Annotated in this window: 14 protein-coding genes; 9 read left to right on the top strand and 5 right to left on the bottom strand. The window is 72.7% G+C overall.

The annotated features are described in order from the left end of the window. The 6 genes from GKQ77_RS12110 to GKQ77_RS12085 form a co-directional block, all read left to right on the top strand. Positions 1-229: PfkB family carbohydrate kinase (locus tag GKQ77_RS12110; protein WP_258021211.1), on the top strand; the 229-nt coding region annotated here is incomplete at its 5' end. 116 nt (positions 230-345) lie between these two features. After that, a complete protein-coding gene (locus GKQ77_RS12105) occupies positions 346-1,230 on the top strand; it encodes a Cgl0159 family (beta/alpha)8-fold protein (protein ID WP_219688721.1) in 885 nt (294 codons plus the stop codon). A gap of 28 nt (positions 1,231-1,258) precedes the next feature. Then, the gene (gene iolB, locus GKQ77_RS12100) at positions 1,259-2,071 is read left to right on the top strand and encodes a 5-deoxy-glucuronate isomerase (protein WP_219688720.1); all 813 of its coding nucleotides are present in this window, start codon (positions 1,259-1,261) and stop codon (positions 2,069-2,071) included. Then, positions 2,068-3,957, top strand: coding sequence for a 3D-(3,5/4)-trihydroxycyclohexane-1,2-dione acylhydrolase (decyclizing) (iolD, locus tag GKQ77_RS12095; protein WP_219688719.1), 1,890 nt, complete (start codon positions 2,068-2,070; stop codon positions 3,955-3,957). The genes iolB and iolD overlap by 4 nt, the downstream gene beginning before the upstream one ends. Before the next feature lie 17 nt (positions 3,958-3,974). Then, the gene (gene mmsA, locus GKQ77_RS12090) at positions 3,975-5,477 is read left to right on the top strand and encodes a CoA-acylating methylmalonate-semialdehyde dehydrogenase (protein ID WP_219688718.1); all 1,503 of its coding nucleotides are present in this window, start codon (positions 3,975-3,977) and stop codon (positions 5,475-5,477) included. Between the two features lie 403 nt (positions 5,478-5,880). Further along, positions 5,881-7,332: an APC family permease gene (locus GKQ77_RS12085; RefSeq protein ID WP_219688717.1), complete on the top strand. Its 1,452-nt coding sequence runs from the start codon at positions 5,881-5,883 to the stop codon at positions 7,330-7,332. 32 nt (positions 7,333-7,364) lie between these two features. On the opposite strand, the gene GKQ77_RS12080 is transcribed toward GKQ77_RS12085, so the two are convergent. Continuing rightward, the gene (locus GKQ77_RS12080; protein ID WP_219688716.1) at positions 7,365-8,591 is read right to left on the bottom strand and encodes a threonine synthase; all 1,227 of its coding nucleotides are present in this window, start codon (positions 8,589-8,591) and stop codon (positions 7,365-7,367) included. 104 nt (positions 8,592-8,695) lie between these two features. Further along, positions 8,696-9,148: a GNAT family N-acetyltransferase gene (locus GKQ77_RS12075; RefSeq protein ID WP_219688715.1), complete on the bottom strand. Its 453-nt coding sequence runs from the start codon at positions 9,146-9,148 to the stop codon at positions 8,696-8,698. A 109-nt stretch (positions 9,149-9,257) separates the two neighbouring features. On the opposite strand from GKQ77_RS12075, the gene GKQ77_RS12070 reads away from it, so the two are divergent. Together GKQ77_RS12070 and GKQ77_RS12065 are read left to right on the top strand one after the other, a co-directional pair. Continuing rightward, complete coding sequence (locus GKQ77_RS12070) at positions 9,258-11,921, top strand: alpha/beta fold hydrolase (RefSeq protein WP_219688714.1); 2,664 nt, start codon at positions 9,258-9,260, stop codon at positions 11,919-11,921. Then, positions 11,918-12,781, top strand: coding sequence for an ABC transporter permease (locus GKQ77_RS12065; protein WP_219688713.1), 864 nt, complete (start codon positions 11,918-11,920; stop codon positions 12,779-12,781). Before GKQ77_RS12070 ends, GKQ77_RS12065 begins: the two co-directional genes overlap by 4 nt. Before the next feature lie 68 nt (positions 12,782-12,849). Here the strand turns inward: GKQ77_RS12065 and GKQ77_RS12060 are convergent, their stop codons facing one another. Further along, positions 12,850-13,209, bottom strand: a complete 360-nt coding sequence (locus GKQ77_RS12060; RefSeq protein ID WP_219688712.1) for a VOC family protein — start codon at positions 13,207-13,209, stop codon at positions 12,850-12,852. Between the two features lie 58 nt (positions 13,210-13,267). Beyond that, a complete protein-coding gene (locus GKQ77_RS12055) occupies positions 13,268-15,061 on the bottom strand; it encodes an arabinofuranosyltransferase AftB family protein (RefSeq protein WP_219688711.1) in 1,794 nt (597 codons plus the stop codon). A gap of 130 nt (positions 15,062-15,191) precedes the next feature. Between GKQ77_RS12055 and GKQ77_RS12050 the strand changes: the two genes are divergently transcribed. Continuing rightward, positions 15,192-17,255 (top strand): AMP-dependent synthetase/ligase, encoded by a 2,064-nt coding sequence (locus GKQ77_RS12050; protein WP_219688710.1) that lies wholly within the window; start codon positions 15,192-15,194, stop codon positions 17,253-17,255. Here the strand turns inward: GKQ77_RS12050 and GKQ77_RS12045 are convergent. Continuing rightward, positions 17,222-17,984: hypothetical protein (locus GKQ77_RS12045; RefSeq protein ID WP_219688709.1), on the bottom strand; the 763-nt coding region annotated here is incomplete at its 5' end. The genes GKQ77_RS12050 and GKQ77_RS12045 overlap by 34 nt on opposite strands.

Here is a 17,984-nt window from a genome sequence, read left to right as displayed (position 1 = left end):
GGTGGTGCGGGTGCCGCCGCTGCCGGTGACGGTTCTCAACGGGCTCGGTGCGGGGGACGCGTTTGGCGGTGCCTTGTGTCATGGGCTGCTCGCGGGCTGGGAGTTGGAGAGGACGTTGCGGTACGCCAATGCGGCGGGTGCGATCGTCGCTTCGCGACTGGAGTGCAGTTCCGCCATGCCGTTTGCTGGCGAGGTCGCCTCAGCTGTTGAAGCGGGGGCTGTCTTGTGAAGCCGGGCTCTGCGCGCCGTTCACGGGGCTCCGCCCCGGACCCCGCTCCTCAAACGCCGGAGGGGCTGGAATTTTCCGCGCGTCCGCCGGAGGGGCTGGAATTTCCGTCGGAGGCGCTGGAATTTGCTGACCTCACCCGTATTCGGGCCCAGCGCCCCGAGGCCATCCTCGAAGCCGCCGCCCGGCGCCCCCGGCGACGGCTCCTCGCCGACGGTCGGCGGTTGTTGATCGTTGCCGCCGATCACCCCGCCCGGGGGGCCCTCGGCGTCGGCGGCGATCCGTTCGCCATGGCCAACCGGCGTGACCTCCTCGAACGGCTCTGCCTCGCGCTCTCGCGGCCCGGCGTCGACGGCGTCCTCGCCAGTGCCGACGTACTCGACGACCTGCTGCTCCTCGGCGCCCTCGACGGCAAGGTCGTCATGGGGTCGATGAACCGCGGCGGCCTCGCGGGCGCCGCGTTCGAGCTGGACGACCGGTTCACCGGGTACCGGCCCGAGGACCTCGAACGGCTCGGCTTCGACGCGGGCAAGCTGCTGCTCCGCCTCGACTACGCCGACCCCGGCTCGCTGACCACGCTGCACTCCGCCGCCCGCGTCGTCGACGCCATGGCCGAGCGCGGGCTGCCGGTCTTCATCGAGCCGTTCCTCACCCGCCGGACCCGCGGCGACGGCACGGGTCCGCCCCGCAACGACCTGAGCGCCGAGGCCGTCACCCGGTCCATCGCCATCGCCTCCGGCCTCGCCGGCACCTCCGCCTACACCTGGCTGAAGGTCCCCGTCACCGAGAACCCCGACGACATGGCCCGCGTCATGGAGACCTCGACCCTGCCCGCCGTACTGCTCGGCGGCGACATCGGGGACGATCAGGACGCCGCGTACGAGAAGTGGCGCGGCGCCCTGCGGCTGCCCACCGTGCAGGGTCTCGTCGTCGGCAGGGCGCTGCTCTATCCGCCCGACGGGGATGTGGCGGGGGCGGTCGACACCGCCGTAGGACTGCTGTAGCGGGGGCGGAGAGGCCGAGGAGGCTCATATGACGTACGTACCGAAAGGCAGTGCGGCCCATGGACCGTACGCCGTCGACATCGACCCGAAACGGGCAGGCTGGGTCCACTCCGCGCTGCGCGTCGTCGAGCTGGGACCCGGTGGCACCCACACCTTCGCCACCGGGGAGAGTGAATGGATCGTGCTCCCGCTGACCGGCGGCTGTACGGTGCACACGGAAGACGGGACCATCGAACTCCTGGGCAGGGAGAGCGTGTTCAGCGGAGTCACCGATTTCGCTTACGTGCCCCGTGACGCCCGAATCCAGATCGCCTCCGGCGCGGGAGGCCGCTTCGCCCTGGCAGGAGCGAAGTGCGAGCGTCGACTCCCCGCCCGCTACGGCTCCGCGCCGGAGGTACCCGTCGAGAGCCGCGGCAGCGGCACCTGCGCCCGCGAGGTGCGCAACTTCGCGGCCGCGGACGCCTTCGAGTGCGACCGCCTCATCGCCGTCGAGGTGATCACGCCCGGCGGCAACTGGTCCTCGTATCCGCCCCACAAGCACGACGAGCACCGCCCGGGCGTCGAGGCCGAGCTGGAGGAGATCTACTACTTCGAGATCGAGACGGTCGGCGGGCGTGAAGGCTTCGGGTATCAGCGGGTGTTCCCCTCCCGCGAGGGTGGTACCGATGTCCTCGCCGAGGTCCGCACCGGTGACGCCGTGCTCGTGCCCGACGGCTGGCACGGCCCGTCCGTCGCCCAGCCGGGGCACGCGATGTACTACCTGAACGTCATGGCGGGGCCCGGCGATGAGCGGGAGTGGCGGATCCGCTTCCACCCCGACCACACGGAGGGATACCGATGACGCGGACCCAGCCGGGCGGCGTGCGGCTCACCACCGCGCAGGCGCTCGTACGCTTCCTGACCCGGCAGTTCACCGAGCGGGACGGCGAGCGGCGGCGGCTGATCGGCGCGACCTGGGGGATCTTCGGGCACGGCAACGTGGCCGGGATCGGGCAGGCGCTCGTCGAGTACGCCGACGACATGCCCTTCCACCAGGGGCGCAACGAACAGGCCATGGTGCACGCCGCTGTCGGGTACGCCCGGCAGTCGGGGCGCCTGTCCACCCACGCCGTCACCACCTCCATCGGCCCCGGCGCCACCAACCTCGTCACCGGCGCCGCCCTCGCCACCGTCAACCGCCTGCCCGTCCTGCTCCTGCCCGGCGACACCTTCGCGGCCCGCCCCGCCGACCCCGTGCTCCAGCAGCTCGAAGTGGCGTACGCGGGCGATGTCTCCGTCAACGACTGTCTGCGGCCCGTCTCGAAGTACTTCGACCGCGTGACCCGGCCGGAAGCGCTCATTCCGGCCGCTCTCGCCGCGATGCGGGTGCTCACCGACCCCGCCGAGACCGGTGCCGTCACGCTCGCCCTGCCACAGGACGTCCAGGCCGAGGCGTACGACTGGCCCGAGGAGTTCTTCGCCGAGCGGGTCTGGGCCGTGCGCAGGCCGGCCCCGGACCCGCGGGAGCTTGCCGCCGCCGCGGACGCCGTGCGCGAGGCGCGGCGGCCCCTGGTCATCGCGGGCGGCGGCGTCCACCACAGCGCGGCCGAGGACGCCCTGCGGGAGTTCGCCGACGCGACCGGCATCCCCGTCGCCTCCACCCAGGCGGGCAAGGGCTCCCTGCGCTTCGACCACCCGGCGGACGTCGGCGGCATCGGCCACACGGGCACGGCGACGGCGAACGAACTGGCCCGCGCCGCCGACCTGGTGATCGGCGTCGGCACCCGCTACAGCGACTTCACCACCGCCTCCGGCACCCTCTTCGAACGGCCGGGGGTGCGCTTCCTCAACCTCAACGTGGCCCCGTTCGACGGCCACAAGATGGCGGGCGCCACCCTGATCGCCGACGCCCGCGCCGGACTCGGCGCGCTCACCCGGGAGTTGCGCGGCCACCGCGTCGCAGGCGACTACACCGCCGAGTACACGGGCGACAAGGCCCGCTGGGAGCAGCGCGTCGACGCCGCGTACCACGCGGGCGAGCCGGACGTGCGGCCCACGCAGGCCCAAGTCGTGGGCGCGCTCGACGAGTTGGTGACGGAAGACGACATCGTCATCAACGCCGCCGGGTCGCTCCCCGGCGACCTGCACAAGCTGTGGCGTGCCCGGTCGGCGCGGCAGTACCACGTCGAGTACGGCTACTCCTGCATGGGATACGAGATCCCGGCGGCCATCGGTGTCGCGCTCGCCGCGCCCGAGCGGCCGGTGTGGGCGCTGGTCGGCGACGGGACGTATCTGATGAACCCCACCGAGATCGTCACGGCCGTCCAGGAGAACGTGCCGATCAAGGTCGTCATCCTGCAGAACCACGGGTACGCCTCCATCGGCGGGCTCTCCCAGGCCGTGGGCGCCGAGCGGTTCGGCACGGACTACCGCTTCCGGGCGCCCGACGGGACGTACAGCGAGGGCCCGCTGCCCGTCGACCTCGCGGCCAACGCGGCCTCGCTCGGGATGCGGGTGCTGCGCGCCAAAACCGTGCGTGACCTGCGCGAGGCGCTGCGGGAGGCGCGTGCGGCGGACCGTCCCACATGTGTCTATGTGGAGACGGAAACGGCAGACACAGTGTCGGGGCCGCCCCCGGCGCAGGCGTGGTGGGATGTGCCCGTGGCCGAGACGGCGAACCGGGTGTCCGCGGTCAAGGCCAGGGAAGAGTACGACCGGCACGTCGCTGCCCGACGCCGCCACCTGTGAGAGTAGGGATGCTTGTCATGACGAAGACGGTCAATCACTGGATCGGCGGGAAGGCCGTCGAGGGCGCGTCCGGCAACTACGGCCCGGTCACCGACCCGGCGACCGGCGTCGTCACGACGCGGGTCGCGTTCGCGTCGGTGGACGAGGTGGACGCCGCCGTCGCCGCCGCCCGCGAGGCCTTCGCGACCTGGGGCACCTCCTCGCTCGCCAAGCGCACGGCGATCCTCTTCAAGTTCCGCGCGCTGCTCGACGCCAACCGCGACGCGATCGCCGAGCTGATCGTCGCCGAGCACGGCAAGGTGCACTCCGACGCGCTCGGCGAGGTCGCGCGCGGCCTGGAGATCGTCGACCTGGCCTGCGGCATCACCGTGCAGCTCAAGGGCGAGCTGTCGACGGAGGTGGCGAGCCGCGTGGACGTCTCCTCCATCCGCCAGCCGCTCGGCGTCGTCGCGGGCATCACGCCGTTCAACTTCCCGGCGATGGTGCCGATGTGGATGTTCCCGCTGGCCATCGCCTGCGGCAACACCTTCGTACTGAAGCCCTCCGAGAAGGACCCGTCCGCGTCGATGAAGATCGCGGAGCTGCTTGCGGAGGCCGGTCTGCCCGACGGTGTCTTCAACGTCCTGCACGGCGACAAGGTGGCCGTGGACCGCCTCCTGGAGCACCCGGACGTGGCGGCCGTCTCCTTCGTGGGCTCCACGCCCATCGCCCGCCACATCCACACCACCGCCTCCGCCAACGGCAAGCGCGTGCAGGCGCTCGGCGGCGCCAAGAACCACATGCTGGTCCTGCCCGACGCCGACCTGGACGCGGCCGCCGACGCCGCCGTCTCGGCGGCCTATGGCTCCGCGGGCGAGCGCTGCATGGCCATCTCGGCCGTCGTCGCGGTCGGCTCCATCGCCGACGAGCTGGTGGGCAAGATCAAGGAGCGCGCCGAGAAGATCAAGATCGGCCCGGGCAACGACCCGGCGTCCGAGATGGGCCCGCTCATCACCGCCGCCCACCGCGACAAGGTCGCCTCGTACGTCACGGGCGCCGAGGCGGAGGGCTGCGAGGTCGTCCTCGACGGCACCGGTTACACGGTCGAGGGCCACGAGAACGGCCACTGGATCGGCCTCTCCCTGCTCGACCGCGTCCCGACCACCGCCAAGGCCTACCAGGACGAGATCTTCGGCCCGGTCCTATGCGTCCTGCGCGTGGACACGTACGAGGAGGGCGTGGCGCTCATGAACGCCTCGCCGTTCGGCAACGGCACCGCGATCTTCACCCGCGACGGCGGCGCGGCCCGCCGCTTCCAGCTGGAGATCGAGGCGGGCATGGTCGGCGTGAACGTGCCGATCCCGGTGCCGGTCGGCTACCACTCCTTCGGTGGCTGGAAGGACTCGCTCTTCGGCGACCACCACATCTACGGCAACGACGGCACGCACTTCTACACGCGCGGCAAGGTCGTCACCACGCGCTGGCCCGACCCGTCGGACGCGCCGGCCGGGGTGGACCTGGGCTTCCCGCGCAACCACTGAGTCGCCACGTGTGACAGCACGTGACAGCGCGTACATCAGGACCGTCCGGATTTCGGACGGTCCTGATTCTTTTTTGACGCCGCTCTTGCGGTTCCCGTGCACAGGGTGCAATTCGGGCAGCGAAAGCGGCTGTGTTCATACGCCTGCAATACGAAGGTCATATCTGGTGTCGGCATGTTCATTGCGCCCCGAAGAGACAAACTCTTGCGAAAGCGAGGCGACTTGGGAGGTGGGCGCGCTGCGGATTCCGTAGGTAAATGACCGTTGACGTTCCGGTTAGCGCCGGGGTGAGATGACGCGCCGGGAGCCACTGAAAGACAGCTCGACAGCCTTCGGAGGCGATAGGGCTCCCCCGCAGACCCCCCGCAGAATCTGCCGCACGAGTCGATCGGAACCGCGCTGTATGACCGATACGCTTCGCCCGCTCAAGTCCGCCCCCGCCGAGACCCCCGGGGCGCCCCTCGCGCCCCTGGCCGTGCCGGGCGACACCCAGAAGCTCAAGCGCTCCATCGGCGTCGTGGGCGGCACCCTCCTCACGCTCTCCTGCGTGACGCCCGCCTCCACGCTCTTCGTGGTCGTCCCCGACCTCTTCGCCTCGCTCGGCACCGCCACCGCGCTCACCATCGCGATCGGCTCGCTGCTCTGCGTGGGCGTCGCGTTCTGCTACTCGGAGCTGGGCACCCTCATCCCCAGCGCGGGCGGCGAGTACGCGATGGTCTCCACCATGGCGGGGCGCCTGGCGGGCTGGCTGGTCTTCGTGCTCTCGCTGCTCGTCGTGATGATCGTGCCGCCCGTCATCGCCATGGGCACGGCGGACTATCTGGCACCGGTCATCGACCTCGACCCCTCCTACGCGGGCGCCGGCGTCATGATCTGCGCCACCCTCGCGGGCCTGCTCGACCTGCGCGCCAACGCCTGGATCACCGGCATCTTCCTCGTCCTCGAGGTCGTCGCGGCGGGCGTCGTGGCCGTCCTCGGCTTCGCCCACGCCGAGCGGGGCGCGGGCAGCCTGGTGGACCTGTCGGTGGCCGGTTCCGGCCCCGGCGGCGTCGACGCGGTCACCGCCATGCTGATCGTCTCCGGCCTCGCGATTGCCCTCTTCGTCACGCAGGGCTTCTCCACGGCCGTCTACCTCTCCGAGGAGCTGGAGAACCCGCGCCGCAATGTGGCGCGGACCGTCCTCGCCACCCTCGGCATCTCCGCCGTGATCATCCTGGTGCCGGTCATCGCGATCACCATGGGCGCGGAGAGCCTCACCGCCCTGACCCAGGGCGACATCAGCGCCATGGTGACGGCCTGGTCCAACTCGGCGGTCGGTACGTTCGTCAGCCTCTGCGTGGCCCTCGCCATCATCAACGCGGGCATCGTCATGGTCATCCAGAACTCCCGCGTCCTGTTCGCCTCCGCGCGGGACAAGGCGTGGCCCACGCCGGTCAACAAGGCCCTCTCCAAGCTCGGCGCGTCCGGCGCCCCCTGGATCGCCACGCTCCTCGTCGGCGTCCCCGGCGCGCTCCTGTGCTTCGTCAACCTCGACACCCTGTACGGGGTGACCGGCGTCTCCGTGACCGGCATGTACCTCCTGGTCGCGGTCGCCGCGCTGCTCGCCCGGCGGGGCTCGCACGGGCACAGCGCGGCCTGGCGGATGCCGCTGTGGCCGGCCGTGCCCGTGGTGCTGATCGCCGTACTCGCGTACGTGCTGAGCCAGCAGGAGGCGCAGTACCTCATGTGGACCGGCGGGATCGTGGTCGTGGCGACGCTGTACTGGGCGCTGTACCTGCGGCCGCGGCGCGACACGCGGTGGCTGGTGAGCGTGCCGGAGGACGGGGAGGAATCCCTCAGGCCCTCCGGCGTCTGAACCTCCCGAGGTCCGGGGCAGGGGGCCGGCCTTCAGCCCCTGATCCGCCGCTCCACCTCCGCCCAGTCCTCCGGGTCCAGCTCCGCCGAGCCCTCGGCGGAGAGCAGGTCACGGTCCTTGAACCCGGAGGACGTGGACACGCACACCACGGGCCCGTCCAGCGCCGCGTCCCCGCGTCGGCGGAACCCCGCGAGGCCCGCGGCGGCCGACAGCTCGGTCCAGAGCCCCGCCCGGGCCAGCTCCGCCCGCGCCGCGTCCATCTCCGCGTCCGAGACGAGGAGTGCGCCGCCGCCGCTCTCCCGGACGGCGACGACCCCGCGGTAGCCGCCGACCGAGGAGCTGATCGCGTACGCCGCCGTCGCGCCGGTCGGGACTCGCGTCGCCGGGATCCCGTCCCGCAGCGCAGCGGCGAGTGGGCCCCCGGCCGAGGGCTCGCAGGAGTACATGCGGGGCACCCGGTCGGCGAGGCCGAGGGCGAACAGCTCCGCGAAGCCCTTCCAGACGCCGAAGAGCAGTTCGCCGTAGCCGGTGGGCAGGAACACCGCCGCGGGGACGCCGAGTTCGGTGAAGATCTCGTAGGCGAGGGTCTTGTAGCCCTCGGGGCCGAACGCGTGCCCGGTGTGCGTGGGCGTCACATTGCTGACCGGGTGGTAGCCGAACCGCTCCACGATCCGCCGCAGCAGCGGCCACCGCGCGCTCTCGGGCACGGGCAGCACCACGGCCCCGTACGCCCGCAGGAACGCGTCGACCGCGGGCGGCGTCCCCGCCGAGCCGATCACCACGCAGCGCAGGCCCGCCCGCGCCGCGTACGCCGCCGCGGAGGCGCCGTGGTTGCCGGACGAGGCGACGACGATGCCCTCCGCGCCCGCGCCGACCGCCGCGCTGACCGTGACGCGGTTGATGCGGTCCTTGTGGCTCCACGTCGGGTTGCGGGACTCGTCCTTGATCCACACTCCCTCGTCGAGGGAGACGAGCGGTGTGCCGCCCTCGCCGAGGCCGGGGGCGTGCAGCGGCGGCAGGAGCGGGGCCCAGCGCTCGTGGCCGCGCGGCTGCCCGGGTGCCGTGGTGAAGAGACCGGCGGGCACCTTGTCGTACGCGTAGTCGACCTCGACGGGGTAGGACACGCTCTCCGTGCTGGTCACCGGGCAGCCCGCGGTGAGCGGCGGCCACAGGGGGAAACGGACGGACGGGTCGCCGAGCGAGCGCTGGCCGGTGGCGAGGGAGGCCCCGGAGACGGGGGATGCGGCCTGAGATGTCATAGGTGCAGCCTAGGTTCACCCCTGACGCGGCGCGCCCTCGGTCAGCCGAAGTCGCGTTCCGCTCAGCCCATGCCGCGTTCCGCTCAGCCGCAGTCCCGCCCGAGTCAGCTGAAGTCCCACCCCAGCGACGCGAACCGCCCCTCGTCCTTCGCGCCCGCGCCCCGGTACGTCGCGAGCGCCGCCTCGTTGTCCGTGTCCACGCCGACCCACATGCCGTGACAGCCCCGCTCCCGCGCGAGCGCGGCCAGCGCGTCGACCAGCGCGCGGCCCGTCCCGCGACGGCGGAAGCGCTCGTCGACGCCGAGTTCGTACAGGAACATCTCCGCGCCCTTGTCGGGGTGGACCGTCTCGACGCCGCTGACGAAGCCGACGGGGGCGCCGTCGTCCTGCCCGTACGCGAGCAGGAGGTGGTGGCCGGGGCTGTCCAGGAAGCGGCGGGCCGCCTCGGGGCGGACGGGGCCGTCGAAGAGGTGCGCGGCGGCGGCCACCTCGGCGACGGTCGTCGCGGGCCGGATCCGCGCCGTGGGCCGGTTCTCCGCCGTGGCTCTGATCTCCATGCGTACCACGATCGCGGTACGCGGGGCGCGGAGTCTACTCCCCGGGGATGCGGGACAGTTCAGACCGGCGGCTGCCACGGTTGTCGGTGGCCGCCCGTACGGTGGACGCATGGATCTACGACTGCCCAGGCCCAGGCTTCCCGGACCGCGCGGGCCACGACGGCTGCTCGCCGCGGCGGCCGCCGTCGTGGTGCTCGCGGGCGCGGGCACCTGGACGGCGGTCGCCGCCGACGACGGCCCCTCCGTGCACCGCGCCGACGGCACGCTCGACGCCGACGGCGCGAAGATCGACACCTCGTACTTCACCGCGGGGGACCCGGACGCCAAGCGCCCCGCCGTCCTCATCGGCCACGGCTTCGGCGGCAGCAAGGCGGACGTGCGCGAGCAGGCCGAGGAGCTGGCGGCGGACGGCTATGCCGTGCTGACCTGGTCCGCGCGCGGCTTCGGCAAGTCCACCGGCAAGATCGGTCTCAACGACCCCAAGGCCGAGGTCGCCGACGTCTCCAAGCTCATCGACTGGCTCGCGAAGCGGCCCGAGGTGCGTCTCGACAAGGCCGGCGACCCGCGCGTGGGCGTCACCGGAGCGTCGTACGGCGGAGCGGTGTCACTGCTCGCCGCGGGGTACGACCAGCGGGTCGACGCGATCGCCCCGCAGATCACGTACTGGAACCTCGCGGACGCGCTGTTCCCCGACGGCGTCTTCAAGAAGCTGTGGACCGGCTCGTTCATCAACACCGGTGGTGGCTGCGAGAAGTTCGAGAAGCAGCTGTGCGCCATGTACAACCGGGTCGCGGTCGCCGGAGAGCCCGACGCGAAGGCGCGTGAACTGCTCGCCGCGCGCAGCCCCGCCGCCGTCGGCGACCGCATCAAGGTGCCGACGTACCTCGCGCAGGGCCAGACCGACTCGCTCTTCCCGCTCGGCCAGGGCGACGCCATCGCCCGCGCGGTCCGTGCCAACGGCGCGCCGGTGACCGTCGACTGGATCGCGGGCGGCCACGACGGCGGCGAGCGCGAGGCCGAGCGCGGGCGCGTCGAGAAGCGCGTCGGCGCCTGGTTCGACCGCTATCTGAAGGGCGACAAGAGCGCCGGCACCGGCCCCGCGTTCCGCGTCACCCGCACCGGAGGCATCGACTCCACCGACGGCGCCGCCCAGCTGCGGGGCGCGAGCGGCGACACCTACCCCGGCCTGGAGAGCGGCCGGCGCGCGGTCCCGCTCACCGGACGCGAGCAGACCTTCGACAACCCCGCGGGCGCCAGCCCGCCCGCCGTCTCCACCCTCCCCGGCCTCGGCGGCAGAGGCCTCTCCCGGCTCTCCTCCCTCGGCGTCGGCGTCTCCCTCGACATCCCCGGGCAGCACGCCAAGTTCGACTCGAAGCCGCTCGGCGAGGACCTGCGGATCACCGGGACGCCGACGGTCCGCGCCCATGTGAAGTCCTCCCGCGACGACGCGGTGCTCTTCACGAAGGTGTACGACGTCAGCCCCGACGGAAAGCAGCAGGTCCTGCCCTCCCAACTGGTCGCGCCGGTAAGGGTCGAGGGCGCCAAGAAGGGCAAGGACGTCGAGCTGCGCCTGCCCGCCGTCGACCACGAGGTGCAGAAGGGCCACCGCCTGCGCCTCGTCCTCGCCTCCACCGACCTCGGGTACGCCTCACCGGTCGACCCCGCCGAGTACACCGTCTCGCTCAAGAGCGACCTGAAGGTGCCGACCGCCCCCGGCGTGCGGACCGCCGCCGCGCCCCTGCCCTCCTGGGTGTGGTGGCTGCCGGTCGCCGGAGCCGTCGTCGCGCTCGGCCTGCTCCTCACCGGCCGCCGCCGCACGACGGCGCCCGCACCCGACCCCGACCTCGCCGAAGTGCCGCTCCAGATCACGGACTTGAGCAAGCGGTACGCCAAGTCCAGCGAGCGGTACGCGGTCCGTGACGTCTCCTTCCGCGTCGAGAAGGGCCAGGTCCTCGGCCTTCTGGGGCCGAACGGCGCGGGCAAGACGACGACCCTGCGCATGCTGATGGGCCTGATCCGGCCCGACGCGGGCGAGATCCGCGTCTTCGGCCAGGCGATCGTGCCGGGCGCGCCCGTCCTCTCCCGGGTCGGCGCGTTCGTCGAGGGCGCCGGCTTCCTGCCCCACCTCAGCGGCCGGGAGAACCTGGAGCTGTACTGGAAGGCGACCGGCCGCCCCGCCGCCGACGCCCACCTGGACGAGGCACTGGAGATCGCCGGGCTCGGCGACGCCCTTGCCCGGGCCGTGCGGACGTACTCGCAGGGCATGCGCCAGCGCCTGGCCATCGCCCAGGCCATGCTCGGCCTGCCGGACCTGCTGATCCTCGACGAGCCGACGAACGGCCTCGACCCGCCGCAGATCCGCGAGATGCGAGAGGTCATGATCCGCTACGCACGCGGCGGGCGCACGGTCATCGTCTCCAGCCACCTCCTCGCCGAGGTCGAGCAGTCCTGCACGCACCTGGTCGTCATGGACCGCGGCCGCCTCGTCCAGGCCGGCCCGGTCGCGGAGATCATCGGGTCCGGGGACACGCTCCTCGTCGGGCTGGCGGGGGCCGTCTCCGACCCGCTGCTCGACAAGATCGCCGCGCTGCCCGGTGTCGCCTCCGCGGTCCGCGCCGACGACGGCCTCCTGATCCGCCTCGACGGCACGGAGAGCGCGAGCGGCGCCCGGCTCCTGCCCGAACTGGTCCGCCTCGACGTGCCCGTGGAGTCCATGGGCCCGCACCGCCGCCTCGAAGACGCGTTCCTCACCCTGATCGGAGGCACCGCATGAGCGCCCCCACCCTGGAGCGCCCCACGGCGCCCGGCTACCGCGCCGGACACACGCTGCCGCTGCGGGTCGAGGCGGTCCGCCAGCTGAAGCGGCGCCGCACGCTCGTGATGGGCGGCATCATGGCGCTGCTGCCCCTCGTCCTCGTCACCGCGTTCGCCGTCGCCGGTTCGCCGGGCGGGCGCAACGCCGAGGTGACGCTGATGGACACGGCCACGGCGTCCGCGGCCAACTTCGCGGCGACCTGCCTGTTCGTCTCGGCGGGCTTCCTCCTCGTCATCCCCGTCGCGCTCTTCTGCGGGGACACGGTCGCCTCCGAGGCGAGCTGGTCGTCACTGCGCTATCTGCTCGCGGCCCCCGTGCCACGGGCCCGCCTGCTCTGGTCCAAGCTCGCCGTGGCGCTCGGCCTCAGCGCCGCCGCCATGGTGCTGCTCCCGCTGATCGCGCTCGCGGTCGGCACGGTGGCGTACGGCTGGGGGCCGCTGGAGATCCCCACCGGCGGCGTGCTGCCCGCGGACACGGCGGCGGGCCGCCTGCTGATCGCCGTCGGTTACGTCTTCGTCTCCCAGCTGGTCACCGCGGGCCTCGCGTTCTGGCTCTCGACGAAGACCGACGCGCCGCTCGGCGCGGTCGGCGGCGCGGTCGGCCTCACCATCGTCGGCAACGTCCTGGACGCGGTCACCGCGCTCGGTCACTGGCGCGACTTCCTCCCCGCGCACTGGCAGTTCGCCTGGGCGGACCTCATCCAGCCGCGCCCCGAGTGGGGCGGCATGATCCAGGGCGCGGCGGTCTCGGTGACGTACGCGCTGGTGCTCTTCGCGCTGGCGTTCCGGGGCTTCGCGCGCAAGGACGTGGTGAGCTGAGGGGCTGGGGCTGAGGGGGCTGTTGGGCGCCTTTCGGTCCGGCGCGGGCCTCAGCCGTGGCGTGGGCCTCAGCCTCGGCGCGGGCCGAGCACGCAGAACTCGTTGCCCTCCGGGTCGAGCAGGACGACCCACGGCTCGTCGCCGCTCTGGCCGACGTCGGCGTGCCGGGCCCCGTGGGCCAGGAGGCGGGCGACCTCGGCGTCCCGGTCGTCCGGGCGGAAGTCCAGGTGGACGCGGTTCTTCACCTCCGTCTTCTTCTCCGGCGACCGCCCGAAGAGCAGGCTGGGCAGGTGGCCGGGCTCCGGCCTGATCTCGTACTCGTCGTCGGAGCTGTCGACCACCGTCCAGCCGAGGGCCTCGGCCCACCACCGCCCCAGCGCCTCGGGGTCCGTCGCGTCGATGACAACCTGCTCCCATTCCAAGGTCATTTGGCGAGCGTAGCGTTCCGTGACCGCACTCCGCCGTCACCGGCGCCGTAGGCATCGGCTATCCGCACAGCTCCCGCTCGGCCCGCACCGGATCGTTCGGGAACCGGAACGAGGTCAGCTCCACGGCACCCGTCAGATTCCGCCAGAACCGCCCGGCCGTCATCGGGGCCCGCGTGGCCGCCCGCAGCTCGGCGAACGGCTCGCAGCGCAGGGCGCGTCGGGCGGCGTCGACGCGGGCGGGGTCGAGCCCCCGGGGCAGGCCGTCTGCGACACCGCGCTCGGCGACGATCCACTCGTCCGGGAGCCGCTTGTCGTGGCCCACCCGGCCGTTGAAGCTCTCTGAGTGCGCCGCCAGCGGATAGGCGAGCCCGATCGGGTCGAGCGCCGCGCCGGAGAGCGGGATGACCGAACCGCTGAAGCCCAGCGTGTTGTAGATCCCCGTCACGCCGGGCCGGGCCGCGGGCACCGGGGTGTGGGCGAGGAGCAGCGTGGGCGTGCCCGCGCGCACCCGCTTGCGTACGAGAGCGGCGTAGGCCCTGTTGCCGGGCTGGCCCGCGAAGTCGTGGTGCAGGGGGTGAGGGGCGGCGTTCTGCTGTACGTAGACCCCGCGCTCGTCGGCGACACCGGTCGGCCCGATCCGGCCCTCGTACGGCACCCGCAGCACCGCCGCACACGCCACCGCCCACACCGCGACCCCGGCGGCGACGATCGTCCACGCGCGCGTGAGGGGCACGAGGAAGACGGGCAGCAGCATCAGCAGCAGCCCCGGCAGGAACATCCGCCCGTGCATGAAGTCGCCGCCCACCTTGATGACGTAGAGCCAGCACAGGGCGCCCGCGAGTACGGGGGCCGCCACGGGGGCGATCGCGGACGCGGCCCCGATGCCGCGCCCGCGCCCCCACTCCCGCACGGGCCCGGACGCGAGGACCGCCGCGACGATCATCAGGAGCGGGAGCCACAGCACGTACGGCCCCGCGAAGTCCCAGAGATAGTCGGCGCCCCGCGCCCACAGGCTCCGCGAGGCCTCCTTGGTGACGCCGGGCAGCGGCACCAGATGCCCGTAGTAGCCCATGCGGAAGATCTCGTACGCGAGGGGGAGCGCCCCGGCGGCACCGGCGCCCGCGAGGGTCCCGCGCCAGGAGGGGCGCGCGACGATCCACTGAGCGGCCAGGAAGACCGCCGACACCAGCGCCAGGTCCGGCCGTACGAGGGGGCCGAGGCCGAGCACGGCGCAGGTCACCAGGGTGCGGGGCCGTGCGACGAGTGCGAGCCAGGCGCCCGCGATCCAGCAGGTGGCGAGCCCGGTCTCCAGGCCGGAGGTGGCGAAGTCCCAGACGGGCGGCAGCGCGAGCAGCACCAGGGCGCCGCAGGGCAGCAGCAAGGCACCCCCGCCGCGAGGGCGGCCCATTCGACCACCCTCGTCTGACGGTTGGCCGCCCCCGCCCAGCGGTCGGCCGCCGCGGCCGTGCAGGCGGAGCGCCGCGAGCCCGGCGAGGGCGAAACCGGCCGCGGTCAGGAGCAGCCCGCCGTACATCGCCGCCGTGGCGATGTCCACGCCCGTCGCACCGGCCGCCACGAGCAGCCACTGCCACAGCGTTCCGGTGGAGGACTCGGCACGCTCCCCGGGGTTGAAGACGGGCCCGTTGCCCGCGAGGACCTGACGGACCGTCCGCACATAGATGTGGCCGTCGTCGGACATCCACCGCCGCTGGAAACCGGCGACGGCGATGACCAGGGCGGGCAGGAGGACGAGCCCCAGGCGGGCGCGGGCCCGCCAGGGCCCTGGGCGTGGTGCGTCGACCGTGAGGCGGGGCTCCGCCTTTCGGACACCAGGGGAGTACGTAGATGTCATGGGCCCTACATCGGTCCGGCCCGCGTTCGCCTTGAGCCGCCCAGGCGTTGCCCCCCCGTGACGGTCCGGGGGGATTGTCTTTTTCTTACGCGCGAGTAAGTTGCCCCGAAACCGAAGCCGGGGAGCCGTCATGGGCGTACGCAAGGATCTGAGAAGGGCCCAGCGCCGCAGTGACCTCGCGGGGCGCGCCGAGGTCGAGCTGGTCAGGGACGCGCACGGGACCGTGCGCGAGGCCCGCACCGCCCCGCTCGTGGCGAGGGCCACCGCGGGCAGCACCGCCGACATACCGTTCACCAACGCGGCCGAGGCCCCCGACGCGGTGGTTCTGCGCCGCAAGCGGGGCGGCCGCTGGCATCCGGTGACCGCCGCCGCCTTCGCGCGCGAAGTCACCGACATCGCGAAGGGGTTGCTCGCGGCGGGCCTCGAACCGGGCGGCCGGGTCGCGCTGATGTCACGTACGCGCTACGAGTGGGCGGTCCTGGACTTCGCGATCTGGGCGGCGGGCGGCCAGAGCGTTCCCCTCTACGCAACATCATCGGCGGAGCAGATCGAGTGGATCCTCCGGGACTCCGGCGCCCGCCTACTGATCGCGGAGACCGCCGAGAACGCGGCGACGGTCGAGGAGGCGGTGGCGGCCGGGAACGCGGAGACCGCCGATAACGCGTTGACGGCCGAGAACGCGGAGACCGCCATAGCGACCGCCGAGAACACAGCGACGGCCGAGGAGGCCCCCCGCGCCCACGTCGTCGCCCCGCCCCTCGACGGCGGCCTCCGCATCTGGCACATAGACGGCGGCGCGATGGCGGAACTGACCGCTCTGGGCCGGGACGTGTCCGACGAGGAGGTGACCAAGCGGCGCTCCGCGCTGACCCCGGACTCCATCGCGACCCTCTGCTACACCTCCGGCACCACGGGCCGCCCCAAGGGCTGCGTCCTCACCCACGCCAACCTCCACGCCGAGGCCGCCAACACCGTCGACCTGCTGCACCCCGTCTTCAAGGAGATCACCGGACAGGTCGCCTCCACGCTCCTCTTTCTGCCGCTCGCCCACATCCTGGGCCGCTCCCTGCAGATCGCCTGCATGCTGGCCCGCATCGAACTGGGCCACTTCCCGAGCGTCAAGCCCGACGAACTCCGCCCTGAACTGCGCGCGTTCAGGCCGACGTTCCTCGTCGGCGTCCCGTACCTCTTCGAGAAGATCCACGACGCCGGCCGGGCGACGGCGGAGAAGATGGGCCGCGCCGCCTCCTTCGACCGGGCCGAGCGGGTCGCGGTGCGGTTCGGCGAGGCGTACCTGGACAAGTTCCTCGACCCGAGCAGGCCAGGACCCTCACTCGGCCTGCGCCTCGGCTGGGCGCTGTACGAACTGCTCGTCTACCGCCGCATCCGCAAGGAGGTCGGCGGCAACCTGCGCTACGCGATCAGCGGCGGCTCCCCCCTGGACCGCGACCTCAACCTCTTCTTCTACGCCGCCGGAATCATCGTCTACGAGGGGTACGGCCTCACCGAGACCACGGCCGCCGCCACCCTCACCCCGCCGCTGCGGCCGCGCCCCGGCACGGTCGGTCTGCCCGTGCCCGGCACGGCCGTACGCATCGCCGACGACGGGGAGGTGCTGCTCAAGGGCGGCATCGTCTTCACGGGGTACTGGAACAACCCGGCGGCGACGGACGCCGTGCTGACCGAAGGGTGGCTTGCCACCGGTGACCTGGGGGCGCTGGACGAGGCCGGCTACCTCACCATCACCGGCCGCAAGAAGGACATCATCGTCACCTCCGGCGGCAAGAACGTCGCGCCCGCCGTCCTGGAGGACCGGCTCCGCGGCCGTGCGGTCGTGGGGCAGTGCATCGTCGTAGGGGACAACCGTTCGTACGTCGCCGCGCTGGTCGCCCTTGACCCCGAGGCCGTCACACACTGGCTGGCCGTGCGCAGACGCCCCCTGGAGACGCCGCTCGCCGAACTGGCCCGCGACCCGGAGATGATCGCGGAGGTCCAACGGGCCGTGGACCACGCCAACGCGGCGGTCTCCAGGGCCGAGTCCATCCGCAGGTTCGCGATCATCGAGGGCGAGTTCTCCGAGGCCAACGGCCTCCTCACCCCGTCCTTGAAGATCAAGCGGCATGCGGTGACGGCGGCGTACGCGCGGGAGATCGAGGCGCTCTACGGCGCGGGCGGGGAGAAGGACGGGGAGTAGGAGCGGGCGTAGGGAGGGGCCTGGTCCGCGATCCGGCCGAGCTGCTTGTCGACGACGGCCTCCAGGGAGAGCCGAGGGTCGCCCTGCGCGCCCCGGTCGCCGACGTCCAGGGTGAGGGAGCCGACGCGTACGAGGATGTGGTGATCGGTGATAACGGGGCGGCCCGCACTTGAGCCGCCCGAGCCGCCTGAGCCGCCTGAGCCGCCCGAGCCGCCTGACCCGCCCGAGCTGCCCGGCTTGTCCATGCTCAGATCGAAGGCGACGGCTTCGTCACCGAGGGCCGGGGCCTTCCGTACGGTGATCCGGGAGTCGAGCTGCCCCTCGGGCGTCCGCGCGACCAGGGCCGGGCAGGTCTTGAGCCCCGCCACGAGCGCCCGGAACCGCCTCTCGGCCTCGCTCCCCGCGTACGAGGAGAGCCAGGACCTGCCGACCCAGCGCTGGTTGGCCCCCCAGAAGTCCTGGAGCACGGAAGCGGAAGCGTCGCCGGCGACGAGCGTGTCGAACACGTCCTGGCAGCCCGGGCCCTTCACGACGACCCGCTTCTTGTACCGAGGAGCGGGCGCCTGCTCCGTCACGCCCTCCACACCGGGCACGTCCTCGGCCCGGAGCAGCAGCCCCTTGAGCTGCCGGACGGTCAGCGCCCGCTCAGACGATGGCGAGGGTGACGACGAGGGTGAGGGTGCTCGTGGCGGTGACGCGGAGGCCGCAACGGACGCGCCACCCTCCGCC

Source organism: Streptomyces anatolicus (assembly GCF_019400875.1).
Taxonomy (GTDB): domain Bacteria; phylum Actinomycetota; class Actinomycetes; order Streptomycetales; family Streptomycetaceae; genus Streptomyces; species Streptomyces anatolicus.
The sequence above is the reverse complement of the archived record's forward strand: the minus strand, read 5'-3'. Positions and strand labels throughout refer to the sequence as shown.

Coding starts and splice junctions, on each gene's coding strand:
- iolB (WP_219688720.1), top strand. CDS start 1,259: ATGACGTACGTACCGAAAGGCAGTGCGGCCCATGGACCGTACGCCGTC.
- iolD (WP_219688719.1), top strand. CDS start 2,068: ATGACGCGGACCCAGCCGGGCGGCGTGCGGCTCACCACCGCGCAGGCG.
- mmsA (WP_219688718.1), top strand. CDS start 3,975: ATGACGAAGACGGTCAATCACTGGATCGGCGGGAAGGCCGTCGAGGGC.
- GKQ77_RS12085 (WP_219688717.1), top strand. CDS start 5,881: ATGACCGATACGCTTCGCCCGCTCAAGTCCGCCCCCGCCGAGACCCCC.
- GKQ77_RS12080 (WP_219688716.1), bottom strand. CDS start 8,591: ATGACATCTCAGGCCGCATCCCCCGTCTCCGGGGCCTCCCTCGCCACC.
- GKQ77_RS12075 (WP_219688715.1), bottom strand. CDS start 9,148: ATGGAGATCAGAGCCACGGCGGAGAACCGGCCCACGGCGCGGATCCGG.
- GKQ77_RS12070 (WP_219688714.1), top strand. CDS start 9,258: ATGGATCTACGACTGCCCAGGCCCAGGCTTCCCGGACCGCGCGGGCCA.
- GKQ77_RS12065 (WP_219688713.1), top strand. CDS start 11,918: ATGAGCGCCCCCACCCTGGAGCGCCCCACGGCGCCCGGCTACCGCGCC.
- GKQ77_RS12060 (WP_219688712.1), bottom strand. CDS start 13,209: ATGACCTTGGAATGGGAGCAGGTTGTCATCGACGCGACGGACCCCGAG.
- GKQ77_RS12055 (WP_219688711.1), bottom strand. CDS start 15,061: ATGACATCTACGTACTCCCCTGGTGTCCGAAAGGCGGAGCCCCGCCTC.
- GKQ77_RS12050 (WP_219688710.1), top strand. CDS start 15,192: ATGGGCGTACGCAAGGATCTGAGAAGGGCCCAGCGCCGCAGTGACCTC.